Annotated in this window: 13 protein-coding genes; 5 read left to right on the forward strand and 8 right to left on the reverse strand. The window is 64.7% G+C overall.

Features of this window, described 5'->3' with window-relative positions; genetic code table 11:
* The first annotated feature begins 43 nt into the window (after positions 1 to 43).
* A complete protein-coding gene (locus ACFWZ3_RS02995; protein ID WP_439706312.1) occupies positions 44 to 694 on the forward strand; it encodes a hypothetical protein in 651 nt (216 codons plus the stop codon).
* A 988-nt stretch (positions 695 to 1,682) separates the two neighbouring features.
* On the opposite strand, the gene ACFWZ3_RS03000 is transcribed toward ACFWZ3_RS02995, so the two are convergent.
* The 7 genes from ACFWZ3_RS03000 to ACFWZ3_RS03030 all read right to left on the reverse strand — a co-directional run bounded on the left by ACFWZ3_RS03000 (position 1,683) and on the right by ACFWZ3_RS03030 (position 11,647).
* Positions 1,683 to 2,666 carry a hypothetical protein gene (locus ACFWZ3_RS03000; protein WP_439706313.1) on the reverse strand — a complete coding sequence of 328 codons (984 nt, stop codon included), beginning with the start codon at positions 2,664 to 2,666 and terminating at the stop codon, positions 1,683 to 1,685.
* A 3-nt stretch (positions 2,667 to 2,669) separates the two neighbouring features.
* Complete coding sequence (locus tag ACFWZ3_RS03005; protein WP_439706314.1) at positions 2,670 to 3,767, reverse strand: AAA family ATPase; 1,098 nt, start codon at positions 3,765 to 3,767, stop codon at positions 2,670 to 2,672.
* Entirely contained in the window at positions 3,760 to 4,956 is a 1,197-nt protein-coding gene (locus tag ACFWZ3_RS03010; RefSeq protein ID WP_439706315.1) for a DUF262 domain-containing protein, read from the reverse strand. The genes ACFWZ3_RS03005 and ACFWZ3_RS03010 overlap by 8 nt, the downstream gene beginning before the upstream one ends.
* A 110-nt stretch (positions 4,957 to 5,066) precedes the next feature.
* Positions 5,067 to 8,675 (reverse strand): methylmalonyl-CoA mutase family protein, encoded by a 3,609-nt coding sequence (locus ACFWZ3_RS03015; protein WP_439706316.1) that lies wholly within the window; start codon positions 8,673 to 8,675, stop codon positions 5,067 to 5,069.
* Positions 8,676 to 9,648: 973 nt separating this feature from the next.
* Positions 9,649 to 9,990, reverse strand: a complete 342-nt coding sequence (locus ACFWZ3_RS03020; protein WP_439706317.1) for a hypothetical protein — start codon at positions 9,988 to 9,990, stop codon at positions 9,649 to 9,651.
* A 120-nt stretch (positions 9,991 to 10,110) separates the two neighbouring features.
* Positions 10,111 to 11,034 carry an alpha/beta fold hydrolase gene (locus ACFWZ3_RS03025; RefSeq protein WP_439706318.1) on the reverse strand — a complete coding sequence of 308 codons (924 nt, stop codon included), beginning with the start codon at positions 11,032 to 11,034 and terminating at the stop codon, positions 10,111 to 10,113.
* A 10-nt stretch (positions 11,035 to 11,044) separates the two neighbouring features.
* Complete coding sequence (locus ACFWZ3_RS03030; RefSeq protein WP_439706319.1) at positions 11,045 to 11,647, reverse strand: TetR/AcrR family transcriptional regulator; 603 nt, start codon at positions 11,645 to 11,647, stop codon at positions 11,045 to 11,047.
* Between the two features lie 185 nt (positions 11,648 to 11,832).
* Here ACFWZ3_RS03030 and ACFWZ3_RS03035 point away from each other — a divergent pair, with 185 nt between their 5' ends.
* From ACFWZ3_RS03035 to ACFWZ3_RS03050, 4 genes are all read left to right on the forward strand, one after another.
* A complete protein-coding gene (locus tag ACFWZ3_RS03035; RefSeq protein WP_439706320.1) occupies positions 11,833 to 12,630 on the forward strand; it encodes a M48 family metallopeptidase in 798 nt (265 codons plus the stop codon).
* Positions 12,631 to 12,912: 282 nt separating this feature from the next.
* Entirely contained in the window at positions 12,913 to 13,251 is a 339-nt protein-coding gene (locus ACFWZ3_RS03040) for a YXWGXW repeat-containing protein (RefSeq protein ID WP_439706321.1), read from the forward strand.
* 227 nt (positions 13,252 to 13,478) lie between these two features.
* Positions 13,479 to 14,582, forward strand: a complete 1,104-nt coding sequence (locus ACFWZ3_RS03045) for a Glu/Leu/Phe/Val dehydrogenase dimerization domain-containing protein (RefSeq protein ID WP_439706322.1) — start codon at positions 13,479 to 13,481, stop codon at positions 14,580 to 14,582.
* Positions 14,583 to 14,889: 307 nt separating this feature from the next.
* Positions 14,890 to 16,047: an isovaleryl-CoA dehydrogenase gene (locus tag ACFWZ3_RS03050; protein ID WP_439706323.1), complete on the forward strand. Its 1,158-nt coding sequence runs from the start codon at positions 14,890 to 14,892 to the stop codon at positions 16,045 to 16,047.
* 91 nt (positions 16,048 to 16,138) lie between these two features.
* On the opposite strand, the gene ACFWZ3_RS03055 is transcribed toward ACFWZ3_RS03050, so the two are convergent.
* Positions 16,139 to 18,952, reverse strand: a complete 2,814-nt coding sequence (locus ACFWZ3_RS03055; protein WP_439706324.1) for a S8 family serine peptidase — start codon at positions 18,950 to 18,952, stop codon at positions 16,139 to 16,141.
* Between the last annotated feature and the right edge of the window lie 82 nt (positions 18,953 to 19,034).

The following is a 19,034-nucleotide window of genomic DNA, read 5'->3' on the forward strand; positions in this document are numbered from 1 at the left end:
ACGTACCAAGGTCCGACCAATGGATGCAAGCAGATCGACGCGCATGGAACCGCAGCAGCTCACGTTCGGCACTTTAGAGCAGTGCATCGAAGCCATTCCGGAGCATGCGTCGTACCGCATGGCGCCGAGCCGGCGTGCGAGATGGGGCACCGGCATCGGCATGCTGGCGGGCCTGTCAGGGCTGATCCTGAGCAAGGTACTGCCCGCTAGTCCCACGGTTTTGATTGCAGCCATCGCGCTTCTTGTTATCGAAATTGCCGCCTTCGTGATCGCGTGGGCGGGGGAACTTTCCGTCTTCAACCTGCGACCATCGCGCGAGCGCCGGGAGTTTGCTGAGACGCTCGACCACGACTTGCCCCACCACCTGGAACTGGTCGAGTGGATGAGAGGCTTTCCCAGGGAGCGCCTGCAGACCATGAGCGCCTTTGCGGCCCATCGCCTCGACCGGTTCCGCAGCAAGCTTCCACTCCTGACGGGCAGCATGGAAAACCTCGGCTTCCTGCCACTCGCCACGGCGCTCTTCCTGCAGTTCAAGGACCTGCGTTGGCCGGTACACCTGAGTTGGCCGGAAATTGTCCTGATCGGCGCCCTGATGTTCGTCTACTGGCTGAGCATGTTGCAGGTAGGCGTGCGTTTGCGGCTGGAGCTTTACGACACGCTGCTCAAGAGTGCCTTGGCCGACGATAGGCGTTGACATTCTCCGGATAGCCGAAAGCGCGCTCTGAACCGGGTTTTGCGCGATCCCCAGACGCGCGCGGCATCCTACCGGGCTTGGTTGCATGAGGGTTTAGGCGAGGACGAACTGACGAGCATTCGCGCGCACCTCGAACAAGAGCGTGCGCTGGGCGATGCGAAGTTCCAGGCGATGATCGAGAAGGCCTTGGGCCGCCCGGTTCAGGTACCACACCGCGGTAGGCCGCGGCGCTCCGACCGCTCGCTGGACGAGGCTTAATTCCCTCCGCCCCCTTTTTTGGGCGCCAAAAAACGATGCCCACTCCTGAGAAAAAATGAACCTGACCCGTTTTTTGCCCCCTCAGAAATTGTCCCTGGCACCTTTGTTCTCCAAGAGGCGTGAATGTGAGGGGGGCATGCGGGCGCCCAATGGAATGACATCGCGAAACTCTATCGAGCGGGAAGGTCGCGGGCAAATTGTGGTTAGTGAGGGTAACTGCGACGACGAATTGACGAGCATCCGCACGCATCTCGAAGAAGAGCGTGCGCCGGGAGATGTGAAGCTCCAGGTCAGATCGAGGGTCCTAGGTCGTCGCGCAGTCCGTATATGGCACGTCGGTCGGCCACGGCGCCCCTTTTTGGATTGGCGCATCCCCTTTTTTTCGGCGCGCATGGGCCGGAAAGATTTCCGCGCCATGGTCGCGGCCAAGACCCGCCGCTTTGCCGGCATCTGCCCGCCAATCAGCCACCACGTCGCTAATCCTCGGTAAGTGAACCTGACCCGTTGGCCCCTGACCCCGTTTTGGCGGCCCCTGAGCAACAAGGCCGGCAGCGGCGCCCTGGCTTCAAGCCGGCGCCAGAGCATCCGGAAAGTGCACTCTGACCCGGGTTTTGGGACTCTCCCAGAAAACCCCAGCCTGCACTGCCCGCCCCACCGCGTCTGTCCGTCGCGCACCCAGGCCGCTGTCAGTAAGGGGCTCTGACCCCGTTAGTTGGTTCTGTTAACGCCCTCACGGCAGCGGCAAGTGGTGCGTAAAGAAGCCGATGACGGTCTTGTTGCCTGACTGAGCTACTGGCGGATGAAAGTAGATCCGATTCTGGTGCAGCTCAAACTTCTCGTGCCACTCGCAGTAAAGCGTACGCCCGCCGACCACGACTTCGCGGGCCCTTCTGCAGGTACCATCATGACGCACCTCGATTGCTTCAGGAGACACAGTCAAACCAAGACCTGCAAAGCGTTGCTGTATGAGCAGTTTCGTGGGCGCTCCCCTTTCAACCCCGCTTGGTTCTGCAGGATGAAGATTTGGCGGCGACGCAGTGAACACCCACACTCCATAATCATTGAGAATGCTCAATGCCCGCCGAAGCTTAGTACTTACCGCTCTATAGCCCCCATTAAAATCACCAATTCCTCGCCACACGTTCTGAACGAAGTAAAGGTCAGGAAATGCATTTTGCGCGAGAGCCTCAAGCTGGCCCGCATTGTCGTCAGAGGCTATGACATCTCTCCAGAAGCCCACGTGTCCCGGTTCGTCTCGCACCCATCGAACATAAGCTTCGCCGGTCGCTGACTTAGTTCGCAAAACGCCGTTTCGTTGCAAACCGAGACATGCCACAGGCCGCTGCGCCAAAACACAATGATGAGCCCAAGAAACATCCGAACTCTCGATAGCCTCCCCACCAACGCTAACTTCGAAAGATTCAAACCCCGCGGGCCACTCATCCTCGTCGAGGTAGTAGCGCGCGCGCCCTAGCCAGACGCCCAACTCTTGAAGCAACTCTCCAGGCAGGTTTAGGCCTGCCTCTCTGAGGCTCCATAGATCGCATCCGTCCAAGATCACTTTGCTCTGCAACTCATCGCCTATCCAGACCACCTCGTCTCGGTCGAGAGCAACATTTACACGACCTACTAGAGCGTCCAACGCTTCTACAAATGCTGTCGGCGAAGCGAATCTGTTGACTTCCCATTCGGAGCCGTCCACGACAAATGCCATCTGCTATCCTTTGCGCCGAATGCGACCGAGCGCTGCAACATCCAGCTGATACTGATCAAAGAAGCCACTAGGCCAATTGGAAACGGAGCCCGTTTCTGAAAACAACAGTCGCTCGACAGTCGGCCCAAGCGACTCTTGCTCATCGAAGTAGTGGACGATTGCGTCGCTGGCCCGTGTGTACCTGAACTTGGCTATTGCGAGCCGCATTCCATTCAATACGTGATCTGAGTGCGTCTCAACGACAACCTGCACACCCTGGGAGGAAAGCCAAGCCAAAAAGACGCCGATTCTAGACTGGCCCGCCGGATGGAGATGAGCTTCCGGATTCTCGACCAGTAGCAAGCCACCTTCCAAAGCCGCTAGTCCACCTACAACTATGGGAAGGGCATACGAAACACCGTACCCCATATTAGGAGCCCTAACCCAATCGCCACCAGGCTGACGAAAGCGGAGTGCAGATACCATCGCACCAGAGAACTGCTCAGCGTCGATTTCGATTGGACGAGTGATCTCACTCATCCATCGCTCAACCTCGTACTTAAATAGCGTCGGCTCTCCTTCCGCGTCGTCTGGATGCGACCGCCCCGTGAATGGGCGAGAATTCCCCAAGATCGCGAGCATTTGTGCGCAATTTTCGCCGCGACTCCCAACCTCCAGGTCTTCGGCTGGCAGCGCGGAGGAAACAACGCTCGCACGTGGTCCAAGACGATCTGCACACAAGTATGTAAGCGCTCTTGGGGCACTTGAATACGCAATCGGAACATCGTCCGGCGCCCCAACCACGGATAGAAAAAGTGCTTCACCGCTCGGAACTTTGAAAACCCAATCAAACGACGCACTCTCCGACGTCACGCCGATTTCAATTAGCCCGTCGGTTCTCCAATTCCGCACATCGTCTGCAGTGCCAAGCTCAAAGCCAAATGGTCCATTGAGACGCGCGGCGCGACGCCCCCCGCGCTGCGCTTCCGCCAGAAGAAGCAAGCTTTGGATGACGGATGTTTTGCCCGAGCCATTTAATCCGGTCAGTACCGTAAGAGGAGCGAGCTTGAGAGTGAGAACCTCAAATCTCTTAAACGCGAAAAGTCGAAGTTCCTCAATCATTCATCACCTTCGCTAATGCGGCTCGGGTGGCGTTTAACCGCTTTGACACCGCACGAGAGTCACCGGTTGAGACCGTAACGGCTCGCGCGTATTCCGCATCGTCAAACAGGCTTGAAAATGCACCTCTGATATCGTTTCGGCGGGCGGCGAGATCAGCGGCTGGGTAGTCGGCGAGCGCGATAGCTTGCGATTCAAAGAGCGCGCGATTAATGGGCCCTCTACGATTGCTGCTCATTTGCCACCGGCGGAAGGCAAATCGCCCCAACACTTCGCGAGCATTGACCATCGCCCGTTCAAAATCGACGCGCAACTTATCCAACCCTTCATCTGAGATTGGGGCGGATTTCTCCGAGGTTCCATCTAACCTTCGCGTGTACTCGACCAAGAACGCGTCGAGACTGGAATGTTGTCTGTACTCCTCGATCACAAACTCCCGAAATGCGCAAAACCTAAGCGCTAGTTCGCGATTTGTCATTCGACCACTGTCGCGAATCGAGCGACCGTTCAAAGGATCTTTGCGCCAATAATGCATTTCTGTGGCGGCATCAAAACTTTGGGATTCGGACAACGCCTGCAGGAATTCGCGCGACCGTCTCTTGCTCATGGCATGTCGAATTTCCTGCGCGGACAGGGGGCTACCAAGAGTGTTTACCCGGCCAAAGATGTCGTACTTAACTTCATCGGGAGTTTGCGGTTCGATAACGTGAACCACAATTTGGGTGCTCCGTAAACGACGCGAAGCGGCAGGTTCGAGCTCGCCAAATGTCGCCCCATGGAGAGTATGAAGGTATTCTAGATCTTCTCGATCTAAGACATGACCGTTGTTCATAAACAACGAGATCGTCGACAGCCTCTGAACGCCGTCTACCACCTGATACGTGCCATCTTTGTCCTGGTTGAAATAGAACGCTGGCAGAGGAATTCCAAGAAGAACTGATTCAATTAGCCGCGTTCTCTGTCGCATCTTCCAAACATAGTCTCGTTGAAAGTCAGGAGCCAGATCGATTTCTCCGTCGTGGATCTGCTCGACAACGTCACGAAGAGAAAAATTCTTGGTCGTGATCCTGATTTTCCCCGGGTCCCAAGGCTTTACTGGGGCTGCTCCGCTAGACGTGTCTTCGTCATCGACAGCGCCGATTATCGAGCCATCGTGCTCATAGTTTTCGTTAATCACTTGGGAGTTATGCATATTTCCCCATCGCAACTATTCAGATGATTTGAACGGCCGAGGTAGTAAGCGCAAATCTACTCAGACCTGAAGATAGCGGATCGCCGAATCGGGACTAAAACTGACATTGCTTACATGTTTCTTCGATACTCCCCACCCACGTCATACAACGCGTGGCTAATCTGCCCCAACGAGTTGTACTTCACCGCCTCAACCAGCTGCTCGAACACGTTCCGCCGCTCCCGCGCCGTCTGCTGCAACCGCTTGAGGCTCTCCGGCGCCAACCCATTCCGCGCCTCCCCAAACGCCCGCACGTTCGCAATCTGCTGCCCCTTCTCCTCCTCCGTCGAGCGAATCAGCTCGATCTCGGTGGCCACTTCACCACCGTGCTCCTTCGGCAGAAAGGTGTTCACCCCGATAAGCGGCAGCGACCCATCATGCTTCTTGTGCTCGTAATACAGCGACTCTTCCTGGATCTTCCCGCGCTGGTACATGGTATCCATCGCTCCGAGCACGCCACCGCGCTCGCTGATCGCCTCGAACTCCTTGTAGACGGCCTCTTCCACCAGGTCGGTCAGCTCCTCTACGACGTAGCTTCCCTGCCAGGGGTTCTCGTTGAAGTTGAGGCCCAGTTCCTTGTTGATGATCATCTGGATCGCCACGGCGCGGCGCACGCTCTCTTCGGTCGGCGTGGTGATGGCTTCGTCGTAGGCGTTGGTGTGCAGGCTGTTGCAGTTGTCGAACAGGGCGTAGAGCGCCTGCAGCGTGGTGCGGATGTCGTTGAACTGGATCTCCTGCGCGTGCAGCGACCGGCCAGAGGTCTGGATGTGGTACTTCATCATCTGGCTGCGCGGGCTGGCGCCGTAGCGCTCACGCATGGCGCGGGCCCAGATGCGGCGGGCGACGCGGCCGATGACGGTGTACTCCGGGTCCATGCCGTTACTGAAGAAGAAGCTCAGGTTCGGCGCGAAGTCGTCGATGTGCATGCCTCGGGCGAGGTAGTACTCGACGATGGTGAAGCCGTTGGAGAGGGTGAAGGCGAGCTGGCTGATCGGGTTCGCGCCGGCTTCGGCGATGTGGTAGCCGGAGATGGAGACTGAGTAGAAGTTGCGGACCTTGTGCTCGACGAAGTACTGCTGGATGTCGCCCATCATGCGCAGGGCGAATTCGGTGGAGAAGATGCAGGTGTTCTGCGCCTGGTCTTCCTTGAGGATGTCGGCCTGCACGGTGCCGCGCACGGCGGCGAGGGTTTCGGCCTTGATGCGGGCGTAGGTTTCCTCGTCGACGAGCTGGTTGCCGGTGACGCCGAGCAGGCCTAGCCCTAAGCCGTCGTTGCCCTTCGGTAGATCACCGGAATAGCGCGGGCGCTCGCGGCCTTCGTAGAGCTTGGCGATCTGCTTCTCGGCCTCGGCCCAGCGGGATTCGTCGGCCTTGAGGTACTTCTCCACGTTCTGGTCGATCGCGGTGTTCATGAACATCGCGAGGATCATCGGCGCCGGGCCGTTGATGGTCATGGAGACCGAGGTGGTCGGCGCGGACAGGTCGAAGCCGGAGTAGAGCTTCTTCATGTCGTCCAGGGTGGCGATGTTGACGCCGGAGTTGCCGATCTTGCCGTAGATGTCCGGGCGCGGGGCCGGGTCTTCGCCGTACAGGGTGACCGAGTCGAACGCGGTGGACAGGCGCGTGGCGGCGCCGCCCTGGCTCAGGTAGTGGAAGCGGCGGTTGGTGCGCTCCGGCGTGCCCTCGCCGGCGAACATGCGGGTGGGGTCTTCGCCGGTGCGGCGGTAGGGGTAGACGCCGCCGGTGTAGGGGTAGTGGCCGGGGAGGTTTTCCTTGCCGAGGAAGAGCAGCTGGTCGCCCCAGTTGTGGGTCTTGGGCGGGGCGACTTTGGGGATCTTCTGGTGGCTCAGCGATTCGCGGTAGTTGTCGACGCGGATGGTCTTGCCGCGGACCTGGTATTCGTTGACGTCCTTGGTGACGGACTCGCGCAGGGCGGGCCAGTCGCGCAGGAGGTGGATCGATTCGCTGCTCAGTTCCTTGACCGCTTCGTTGTAGCGCTGGCGCAGGAGCAGGAGGGTGCGGTCTACGGCAGGTGCTTCGGCTTCGCCTTGCGGGTTGCGCTCAGTGGCAACGGTTGTGGGGTGGTTCGAGGCAAGGTTTCCCCCATCCGCCCTTCGGGCACCTTCCCCCGCGGGCGGGGGAAGGCTCGAGGACGGGAGGATCTGGGTGTGGTTGTAGAGGTCGAGGGGGCGCGGGAGGGACTCGTCGCCTAGTTCCTTGAGGGACTCGTAGTAGTGCTGGGCCTTGCTGGCGGCTTCGGCCTGGCGGGCGATGGAGCTGTTGATGCCCCTGCCCTGCTCGGCGATCTCGGCGAGGTAGCGCACGCGGCTGCCGGGGATGAGGACGGTGGCGCGCGGTTCCTTGAGCGAGGTGTCGACCTCGGGTGCGAAATCGCAGCTCGGGCTGCCGATGGCCTGGCCGTGCTTGGCGCCGACTTTCTCGCGCAGCAGGCGGCACAGGTTGGCGAACATCCAGGTCACGCCCGGGTCGTTGAACTGGCTGGCGATGGTCGGGTAGACCGGCACGTCCTCGTCCTTCAGGGCGAAGGCGGTGCGGTTGCGCTTCCACTGCTTGCGCACGTCGCGCAGGGCGTCTTCGGCGCCGCGCTTGTCGAACTTGTTGAGCACGATCAGCTCGGCGAAGTCGATCATGTCGATCTTCTCGAGCTGGCTGGCGGCGCCGTAGTCGCTGGTCATCACGTAGAGCGGGAAGTCGACCAGGTCGACGATCTCCGAGTCGCTCTGGCCGATGCCGGCGGTTTCCACGATGACCAGGTCGTAGGGCTGGCTCTTGAGGAAGGCGATGCAGTCCTTGAGCACCTCGTTGGTGGCCATGTGCTGGCGGCGGGTGGCCATGGAGCGCATGTACACGCGGTGGGAGCGCAGGGAGTTCATGCGGATGCGGTCGCCCAGCAGCGCGCCGCCGGAGCGGCGGCGGGTCGGGTCGACGGCGAGCACGGTGATTCGCATCTCGGGGAAGGCGTGCAGGAAGCGCAGCAGCAGTTCGTCCACCACGGACGACTTGCCGGCGCCCCCGGTGCCGGTGAGGCCGAGCACCGGGGTCTTGCGGCCGGCCAGGTCCCATTCCTTGCGCAGGCGGGTCAGTTCGGGCTCGCCGAGGCGGCTTTCCTCGATATCGGTGAGCAAGTGGCCGACGGAGATCTCGTCGTCGATGTCGACCTTGGGCACGCCGGCGGGCTCGGCCTTCAGGCGCGCGGCCTGGGCGGCGCGGGTGCGCTGCATGACGTCCTCGATCATCTCGGTCAGGCCCATCTTCATCCCGTCGTTGGGGTGGTAGATGCGCTCGACGCCGTAGGCCTGCAGCTCGCGGATTTCTTCCGGGGTGATGGTGCCGCCGCCGCCGCCGAACACGCGGATGTGGCTGGCGCCGCGCTCGCGCAGCATGTCCACCATGTACTTGAAGTACTCGACGTGGCCGCCCTGGTAGGAGGACAGCGCGATGGCGTCGGCGTCTTCCTGCAGCGCGGCGCGCACGACGTCCTCGACCGAGCGGTTGTGGCCCAGGTGGATCACCTCGGCACCCTGGCTCTGGATGATGCGGCGCATGATGTTGATCGCCGCGTCGTGCCCGTCGAACAGGCTGGCGGCGGTGACGAAACGCAGCGGGGTGGTTTCGGCCTGCGCGGCGGTGGCGGGGACGTGGCTGGCGGGGGAACTCATGGCGACTCCGACATCTCTTTGCTCTGAACCCTTCGATTCTAGTGGGTTCAGGGTTAAGCGTGCGGAGCGGGGGCTTTGCTGTGGAAGCGTGGCGGTGTGCGGCTTTGGGGCACGGCGGTCGCGCGCAGGGTGCTCCGGTGAGGGGGCGCGGGGTGTTGCGGTCAGGTGGCTGTTTTCGGCGTTTGCGTTCTGGAACCGGGTTGGCGCGGTGCGCCGGCGGCGCCGCGAGGGGCGATTCGGCCCGGTGTTTCGAAAACGGGTTCAACCAGACATGAGCGTACTGGTAGGAGCGCAGGTGTACGCGGCCAGAGGCATGGCGGTCGCGCACAAGTGCGCTCCTACAGGGGGGCGGCGGGTGCGTGGATGGGCGGTGCCGAGAGAGACCTGGCACCGGTTCCGGAACGGGTTCAACCAGATATGGGCTTCCTGGTAGGAGCACAGCTTTGCGCGATCAGGGGCATGGCGGTCGCGCACAAGTGCGCTCCTACAGGGGGGCGGCGGGTGCGTGGATGGGCGGTGCCGAGAGAGACCTGGGCACCGGTTCCGGAACGGGTTCAACCAGATATGGGCTTCCTGGTAGGAGCACAGCTTTGCGCGATCAGGGGCATGGCGGTCGCGCACAAGTGCGCTCCTACAGGGGGGCGTTGATGCGTGGGTGTGCCGGTGCCGAGAGAGACTTGGGCACCGGTTCTGGAACGGGCTCAACCAGACATGGGCTTCCTGGTAGGAGCGCAGCTGTGCGCGGCCAGGGGCATGGCGGTCGCGCACAAGTGCGCTCCTACAGGGGGGCGTTGATGCGTGGGTGTGCCGGTGCCGAGAGAGACTTGGGCACCGGTTCTGGAACGGGTTCAACCAGACATGGGCTTCCTGGTAGGAGCGCAGCTGTGCGCGGCCAGGGGCATGGCGGTCGCGCACAAGTGCGCTCCTACAGGGGGGCGGTGGTGCGTGGGTGTGCCTGCTGAAGGGCGGAGATTCAGCCGCCCGAACGATGTCGAGGCGCGGGCGTAGCGTCGCTGCCGCCGGCATGACCGCCGCTGTTGAGCGCGGACTGGGCCGTGGCGAACTCCCGCGGATCGAGCGCGCCGTCCTGGTTGCTGTCGTAGGTGGACAGGCGGGAGCGCAGCAATGACATGCCCGACGGGATCTCGGAGCGGGAGAGGCGCCCGTCCTGGTTCTTGTCCAGGTTCTGGAACATGGCGTTGGTGTCGTTGCCTGCCTCGGCCTGTTGCGCCCAGGCGCTGCTCGCCGAGGCGATGGCCAGGACGCAGAACGCGACCGCGCCGCCTCCGAAGTTCAGCCATTGTCGGGTTTTCATGGGTCTCCTCCTTCGGCCATCGACCGGTACGCGCCCGCTTACGTGCGGGCTGCCTGAATCTGCGCCGGACGAGGTGAAGTGCGACTAAAAACCCGCGCGGGCGTTCAGCGTCCGGACCGCTCAGGCGATGCCGTAAGGCAGGTTGGCCGAGGCAACGACCCGTTCCCCCACGGCCTCGCCGCGCGCGAAGGCGAGCACGGCCTCGACGACTTCGGGCGCGTCCAGCACGCGGTGGTGGCCCAGGCCCTGCGTGGTGAGCAGGCGGGCGCCGGGCCAGTGGCGGGCGTAGCGCTCGCCCTCTTCCCACGGCACGTCGGCGTCGTCCAGGTCGTGCACGATCAGGCCGGGTTGGCCGAGCGCGGTGACGTGGCGGTGCATCTGCAGCTCGTCCACGGTGATGCCGGTGCGGTTGACCAGCCAGGCATAGAACGGGCGGCGCAGGTGTTCGCCCAGTCGGACGAAGCGGAAGTAACGGGTGGCGGCGGCGTGCATGTCGGCCGCCGGCGCGATCAACACCAGCTTGCGCGCGCGCCAGTGTTCGCCTTGGGCCAGGGCAACGGCGGCGCCGCCGAGCGAGTGGGCTATCGCCAGATCCGCGTGACCGTAGTGGCGGCCCACCGCGCGCACGGTGTCGGCGAACTCCGGCAGCGTGCAGTAGTCGCCGGTACTCAGGCCATGGCCGGGCTGGTCGAAGGTCACCACGGCGTAGCCGAGCGCGCGCAGGCGCTCGATCCACGGCAGGAAGCGCAGCCCGAAGCTCGACCATCCGTGCACCAGCAGCACATACGGTTGCGTGGCCGGATCGCCCCAGACGTAGGTGGCGATGGACTGGCCGTTGATCGGCAGGGTCTCCCGCCGCATCGCCGCGTCGGGCGTGGCGGCTCGGGCGCGCACGCGGCTGCTGGCGAAGGGCTTGGCGAACAGCCGTGCGGCGCGGTCGGCCGTGCGCCGCGGCGCCAGCGCGCCGCCGAGGGCGAAGCTGGTGCGGACGGTGGCGAGCTTGAAGCGGGCGACCAGGCCGGGACGGCGCATCACGGTGGACATGGGTCGATCCTCAAGGTTGCCAGCTGCGCCACAGGCGCTCGAAGGCGGCGTGGACGCGATGGATGGCCTGCTCGAAGCCGAACAGTCCGGCGTCGTGGTGGAGGCCGAGCATCAGTGCGTAGATCTCGAAGGCGAGCTGCGGCGCATCGGTGTCGGCGCGCAGGTGGCCGGCGGCCACGGCCTGGGCGATGCCTTTTTCCAGCTCGCCACGCCAGCCGGCCTGCTGCGCGACGACCGCGTCGTGCAGCGGGCCTTCGCGCCCGTCGTATTCGCCTGCGGCGGTGAGCAGTACGCAGCCGCTGGTGTGCATGCGGCCCCACTCGCACCACTGGGCGACGATCGCGCGCAGGCGCGGCAGACCGCGCGGGGCGGACAGCGCCGGCATCAGCACATGGGCCATGAAGCGGCGGGCGGCCGCATCCAGCACGGCCAGTTGCAAGTCTTCGCGCGAGCCGAAATGGGCGAACACGCCGCTCTTGGACATGCCCACGTCGGTGGCGAGGGTGCCGATCGAGAGGCCTTCCAGCCCGCCGACGCGGGCCAGTTCGTAGGCGTGTTCCAGGATGAGTTCGCGGGTGGCGAGACCTTTGGCGGGGGCAGTAGCGGTGGTCATGCCGCGCAAAATAGCACGACCGTTCGTTCTATTAAAGAAGCGGCTTTCTGTAGGAGCGCACCGGTGCGCGACCGGATGCATGACGGTCGCGCACAGGTGCGCGCCTACAGGCGATCGCGCGTTCATCGGATCTAGGCGGGCGCTGCGGCTAAGCTTGGCTGCTGCCCTCGCAAAGGAGACGCCTCATGAAGCCCCGCCTGCTGATCGCCGCAGCCCTCGCCTCGCTGCTTGCCGGCTGCGCCACCTCGCCTACCGGACGCTCGCAGCTGATGGTGGTGTCCGACGCGCAGATGAGCCAGATGGGCCTGGCGTCGTTCAACCAGATGCGCCAGGAGGGCAAGTTCGCCAACGCGCCGAAGGAGCGGGCCTACGCCACCTGCGTCGCACAGGCGCTGATCTCGGTGTTGCCGCCGCCGTGGAACACCCAGCAGTGGGAAGTGCAGATCATCGAGGACAACACCGCCAACGCCTTCGCCCTGCCCGGCGGCCGCATCGGCGTGAACCAGGGCATGTTCAAGGTGGCGAGCAACCAGGACCAGTTGGCGGTGGTGCTCGGGCATGAGCTTTCGCACGTGGTGGCGCGCCACGGTGCCGAGCGTGTGTCGGACAACATGGCTGCGCAGGCAGCGGTGGCCGCCGGCACCATCTACGCGGGCACGCGCGGCGGTGATGCCGGCAACGTCGCGGCGCTGCTGGGTGCCGGCGCGACCGTGGGCATCCTGCTGCCCTTCTCGCGCACGCAGGAAGCCGAGGCCGACACGCTGGGGCAGCGCTACATGGCCAGGGCCGGGTTCGACCCGCGTGCCGCGGTGACGCTGTGGGAGAAGATGGAGAAGCAGGGCAGCGGCGGCACGCCGGCGTTCCTGTCCACGCATCCGGCGCCGGACAAGCGTGCGCAGGTGCTGGGCCAGCAGGCGCAGCAGCTGATGCCGGTGTACCAGCAGGCGCGGTCGAGCGGGCATTCGCCCAGCTGCAGGATGTAAAGCGTTTCCCGTTCGCGTGGGGCTGCGGCAATAGCGCCCCCATCCGCCTGTCGGTACCTTCCCCCGCGTTCGCGGGGGAAGGCTCGCTAGGTGGTTTCCACGCGCCGATCCTTCCCCCGCCACGCGGGGGAAGGTGCCCGAAGGGCGGATGGGCGAAGCCTTGCCGGAAGCCAACAGCAGCCTGCTGCCCGCTGAACGCACGTGAGCACTACGTCAACACGGGACCGCCCGCCCCGTTCTCCGGACTGCACGCCGCCACGCGCGGCGCCCACGGAGAACACGATGCATTCCATCACCCGTCCCCTCGCTTTGCTCGCCGGTCTCGGCCTGGCTTTCGGCGCAGCCGCCTATGCGCCGACCGCGCAGGCCAGTCCCCATGTGACGGTCGGCGTACGCATCGGCGTGCCGCCCCCGCCTCCGCCTGTCCGCGTGGTGCACGTGCGACCGCGGCCGGGCTATGCGTGGGCGCCGGGCTACTGGCGCTGGAGTCCGCGCATCCACCGGCATGTGTGGCGCGAGGGCTACTGGGTGCGTGCGCGCCCCGGCCGCCACTACCGCCCGGCGCGCTGGGAGCGGCATGGCCGCGACTGGCGTTTCCACCGCGGTCACTGGGACCGCTGAGGCCCGCTGCCGGGCGCACCTCGCGCCCGGCTTGCTGCGCCGCAGAAACGGGCGGCGGCCCGACGTACTAAACTAGCGGACTGAATCGACCGCCCCGGCCCTTGCCGGGGCTTTGACTTTCAAGCGTTTTCTGCCGCCTGAGGCGGTCCGCACTGGATCGGCCCGCCACACTTTCTGCGGGATGCCCTCCCCAAGGCATCCGCCAAACTCGTGGAGTCATCGTTCCAATGATCTTTGAAACCATCGCCAAGACGGGTCACGAAGAAGTCGTCTTCTGCCACAACCAGGACGCCGGCCTGAAGGCCATCATCGCGATCCACAACACGGTGCTGGGCCCGGCGCTCGGCGGTCTTCGCATGTGGCCGTACAAGACCGAGCAGGACGCGGTCAACGACGTGCTGCGCCTGTCGCGTGGCATGACCTACAAGAACGCCGTGGCCGGCCTGAACCTGGGCGGCGGCAAGGCGGTGATCATCGGCGATCCGTCCAAGGACAAGTCCGAGGCGCTGTTCCGCGCGTTCGGCCGCTTCGTCAACTCGCTGGGCGGCCGTTACATCACCGCCGAGGACGTCGGCATCGACGTCAACGACATGGAATACGTGTTCCGCGAGACCGAGTACGTGACCGGCGTGCACCAGGTGCACGGCGGCTCGGGCGATCCGTCGCCGTTCACCGCCTACGGCACGCTGCAGGGCCTGATGGCCGCGCTTAACTTCAAGCACGGCAACGAGGACGTGGGCAAGTACAGCTACGCCGTGCAGGGCGCCGGCCACGTCGGTTCGGAGTTCATCAAGCTGCTGCGCGAGCAGGGCGCCAAGGTGTTCGTCACCGACATCAACAAGGATGCGGTGCAGCGCTGCGTCGACGAGCTCGGTTGCGAAGCGGTGGGCCTGGACGAGATCTACGACGTCGACGCCGACGTGTACTCGCCGTGCGCGCTGGGCGGCACGGTCAACGAGCAGACGATCGACCGCATCAAGGCCAAGATCATCTGCGGCGCGGCCAACAACCAGCTGGCCACCGACGCGATTGGCGACGAGCTGAACAAGCGTGGCGTGCTGTACGCGCCGGACTACGCGGTCAACGCCGGTGGCGTGATGAACGTGTCGCTGGAGATCGACGGCTACAACCGCGAGCGTGCGATGCGCATGATGCGCACGATCTACTACAACCTGGGCCGGATCTTCGAGATCTCCAAGACGCAGAGCGTGCCGACCTACAAGGCCGCCGATCGCCTGGCCGAGGAGCGCATCGAGTCCATCGGCAAGATCAAGCTGCCGCACATGGGCAATGGCGGTACGCGCTTCCAGGGGCGCATGCGCGGGCAGTGATGCTTTCGCGTTGACGAAAGGGCCGCCGGTTGGCGGCCTTTTTGTTTGTGCTGGTTCCAGGCGAGGCTCCCCCCATCCGCCTGTCGGCACCTTCCCCCGTAAACGGGGGAAGGCTCACCAGGTTGGTGCGCCGCAATTTGGTCCTTACCTCGTTTACCGGGGAAGGCTCACCAGGCTGGCGCACCGCAGTTTGATCCTTCCCCCGTTTACGGGGGAAGGTGCCCGAAGGGCGGATGGGGGTGGACTTGCCGCAAGCCACACGACCTACCGCGCTAAAATTCCCGACCAGACCTTAAGGAGTACACGGATGCGCCCGTTCCCGCTCGGAGAAGACATCGACCTGTTGCGCGAAAGCGTCCACGCCTTTGCGGAAAAGGAGATCGCCCCGCGCGCCGACCGCATCGACCGCGAGAACGCCTTCCCCGAAGACCTGTGGCGCAAGTTCGGCGAGATGGGCCTGCTCGGCATGACCATTCCGACCGAATACGGCGGCACCGGCATGGGCTTCCTGGCGCATATGGTGGCGATGGAGGAGATCTCCCGCGCCTCCGGCTCGGTCGGCCTGTCCTACGGCGCGCACTCGAACCTGTGCGTGCAGAACATCTTCCACAACGGCAGCGAGGAACAGCGCCGCAAATACATCCCCAAGCTGTGCTCGGGCGAGTACGTGGGCGCTCTGGCGATGAGCGAGCCGGGCGCCGGCTCCGACGTGGTCGGTTCGATGAGCTGCAAGGCCGAGCTTCAAGGGGACGTCTGGGTCGCCAACGGCTCGAAGATGTGGATCACCAATGGCCCGGACGCCGACGTGCTGCTGGTCTACATGCGCACCGCCCCGCGCGCGGCGGGCAGCCGATGCATGACCGCCTTCATCGTCGAGAAGGGCATGAAGGGTTTCTCCACCGCGCAGAAGCTCGACAAGCTCGGCATGCGCGGCTCCAACACCTGCGAGCTGGTGTTCGACAACTGCGAGATTCCCGCCGAGAACATCGTCGGCGAGGTCAACGAGGGCGTGCGCGTGCTGATGAGCGGCCTGGACACCGAGCGCCTGGTGCTCTCCGGTGGCCCGCTCGGCCTGATGCAGGCGGCACTGGACCTCACCCTGCCCTACGTGCGCGAGCGCAAGCAGTTCAACGCGCCGATCGGCACGTTCGGCATGATGCAGGCGAAAGTGGCCGACATGTACACGGCGCTGCAGTCCTCGCGTGGCTTCGCTTACCTCGTCGCGCAGCAGTTCGACGCGGGCATCAAGTCGCGCATCGATCCGGCGGCGTGCCTGCTCAATGCCTCGACCAACGCGGTCAAGGTGGCGCTGGAGGCGATCCAGGCGCTGGGCGGCAACGGCTACATCAACGAGTTCCCGGCCGGGCGGCTGCTGCGCGATGCCAAGCTCTACGAGATCGGCGCCGGCACCAACGAGATCCGGCGCATGCTGATCGGGCGCGAGCTCTTCCACGGCAAGGCGTAAAAAAAGGGCCCGCACATGGGCCCTTGTTCGTAGCGTGGGCTTCAACCCACCGCCAGCATCCGGATGGTGGGCGCAAGCCCACCTACGGTGGCTAGAACGACAACCGGTACGCCAGCGTTGCCATGCTTCCCTGCTCGCGCTGGGCGAACCGGTGGTCGAGGCCGAAGGTGAGCCCCGCCCGCGGCGACATCGCCCAATCCAGCGTCATGCCCGCCACGCCGCCATAGCGCGACAGCCCGATGCCGCCCAGCGGCGCCCACTGGTCGATGCCGGTGAAGCTCGCGTCGAATCCGTCGCCGCGCGTGGCAAGCGCGCGTTGCCAGGCCAGGTGGGCCTGCAGGTCCAGGCTGCCGCCGTTGGCAAAGGTCCATGCCCGCGCTGCACGCAAACCCAACCCGGCCTGCCAACGCTCGATCGCATGCGCGTCGGCCTTGAGGCCGAAACCCCAGGCGCCCTGCTCGTTGAAGCCGCTGCTGTCGATCCGCGCGTATTGCAGGCTGGCGTACGGCGTGAGCGTCAGCCGGCCCCATGTGGTGCGGTAGCCGCTCTCGCCATAGGCAACGTCGTAGCGACCGTGGCTGTCGCTGGCGACACCAGCCAATGCCGGGCCCAGCAACACATGGCGACGCATGGATTCGCGATAGTTGCCCATGCCCACGCGGCCCATCAGGTAGGCGTTGCCCCGCACGAGGCCGCCGTAGAGCATGCCTTCGACCGCGTGGCTGCGGCCCTGGTCGGCGGTTTCGACCAGCCGGCCCAGGCCTTGCGACTGGCTCAGGGCGAAGCCGGCCACGCCGTTGCTGCCGATGCGCATGTCCTGTCCGACCAGCATGCCGGAAAGATCCACACCCACGTTCGCGTAGCCGCTGCGCGCCAGGTCACCGTGGTAGCCCAGGTTCTGCGTCCAGCTTCCGGTGCCGTTGCTGTCGAGCAGACGGTCGAACCGGTCGGACAGGGCGCGCGTGCCCGCATCGATCGCCTCGAAGGTCATCGCCGCGCTCGCGGCATGGAGCTGACCGGAGAGGCTCTCCAGCGACTGGCTGGCGCTGGAAAGCGTGGCTGCCTGCTGCAGGTGCGCCGCGCCGGCGACGAAACCGCCGCCCCCCGAAGCCGAACCGGTGCCGCCGGAGGCCACCTGACCGTCGAGCTGTTCGAACGCCCCTTCCACGCGCTGCGCCGCGTTGTAGCTGGAAGCGCTGTAGCTCATGCCCTGGATCGCGGTGACGTCCGCGCGGGTCACGTCCAGCCAGGCCGTGGTCGCGTCATAGCCGGCCGTGGCGGTGAGCATCACGTTGGAGGCGGCGTTGATCGCACTGAAGGTGCCGGTCAATCCAGCGTTCGCGACGAGCACGTCGGTGTGCGCGTGGACCACGTAGTCCGAGCGCTTGCCGATCACGTAAAGATCGCCGCCGGAAAGATTGGCGGCGCCCGCGACCTTGAGCACCGAACCCAGCTCCAGCGCCAGCCGCCCGCTGTCGTACTGGTAGTAGTTGCCACCGACAGCAAGGTCGCTGCCGCTGACCGTGACCACGCCGGCGTTGTCGATGTCGCCGCCGATGCTGTTTGCGGCGCCCAGGGTGCCGCCGATGTCCACCTGCAGCGCACCGGCCAGCGACTGGGCGTTGAGCGTGCCGCCCTCGATATGCGTCAGACCGGTATAGGTCGACGCCTGGGTCAGGTTGAGCGTGCCGCTGCCCTGCTTGACCAGCCCGCCCGCGCCGGAGATGGCGTTGTTCCAGCTCGACTCGCCGGTGAAGTCGACGGTGGCATCGCCCCAGTCGAATTTCGCCGGGCCGTTGACGGCCTTGCCGACGTTGAGCATGCCGTATCCGAAGATCGCGTCCGGACCGGCCGCACCCAGGTCGTCAGCCGTGCCCAGCAGCGTCTGGCGCACCATGTCGTTGGTGAAATACGGATACGCCTCCCACACCAGCGCCGCGGCGCCGGATACCTGCGGTGCGGCGAACGAGGTGCCGCTGACGATCCAGTAATCCTTGCTCGAATCACCCGTGGGGTAATCCTTGTCGCTGACGATCACGTCGCCTGGGGCGGTCAGGCAGTAATCCATGGCCTTGCCGCAGGCATTGGAATAGTCGGCCAGTTCGGTATTTCCCGCCGCTGTGCTATTGCTGTCGGCCGCCACCGCGACCAGCCAGCCGCGCTCCAGCTCGGGCGCCAGCGAAGGCAACGCGGCGATGTCGCTGGGATCGGTGCGGCTCTCGTTGCCGGCCGCGAACACCACCAGGCCGTCGTGGCTGATCACGAAATCGTCGTAAGCCTGGGCGAAGGCCTGGTTGATGCTCGGGTCGGTGGTATCCCAGTAGATGCCGCCCCAGGAATTGTTCTGGACGCGCACGCCGTCGGCGATCAACGCAGGATTGAGGTATTGGCCGAAGAAGTCGGCATCCGAGGCGCCCACGGCATTGCCCTGGCCGGATCCATCGTCGGTCGGCTCCTCGTCCGCGATGATGCGCGCCGACACCAGGCTGGCGCCCGGCGCAATGCCGCCCGGGAACTCGCCGGCCGCGGCGCCCGCAGCGATCTCCGAAACCCAGGTGCCGTGTCCGACGACGTCGTCGACGCTGGTGTCGTTGACCTGCGGATCGACGTAGATCAGTTCGTCGATCACCCGCCCGGTAAGGCTGGGATGGGTGCGCATCACGCCGCTGTCGACGATGCCGATGGTGACGCCCGCGCCGGTATAGCCCTGGTTATGGGCGGCATAGGTGTTGGTCAGGGCCAGCTGCGCATCCAGCGGCGGCTCGTCCGTAGGCGTGGTGGGGGGCGGGGCCGGGGGCGGCGTTGGGCGGACATTGCTGCCACCACCGCCACCACACGCGCTCAGGCTCAACGCGACGAGGATTCCGAGCGCCACGTCCCGGCGGCGCAATACCTGCGTATTCATGCTTGCTCTCCCCACATCCCTATTCCGTGCCGGTCCCCGCTGGCGGGGTCGGCGCCCGCAAACCGGCGCCAGTTTCCCACAA

The organism is Frateuria sp. GZRR35, from assembly GCF_051900415.1.
In the GTDB taxonomy this organism is placed as follows: domain Bacteria; phylum Pseudomonadota; class Gammaproteobacteria; order Xanthomonadales; family Rhodanobacteraceae; genus Frateuria_A.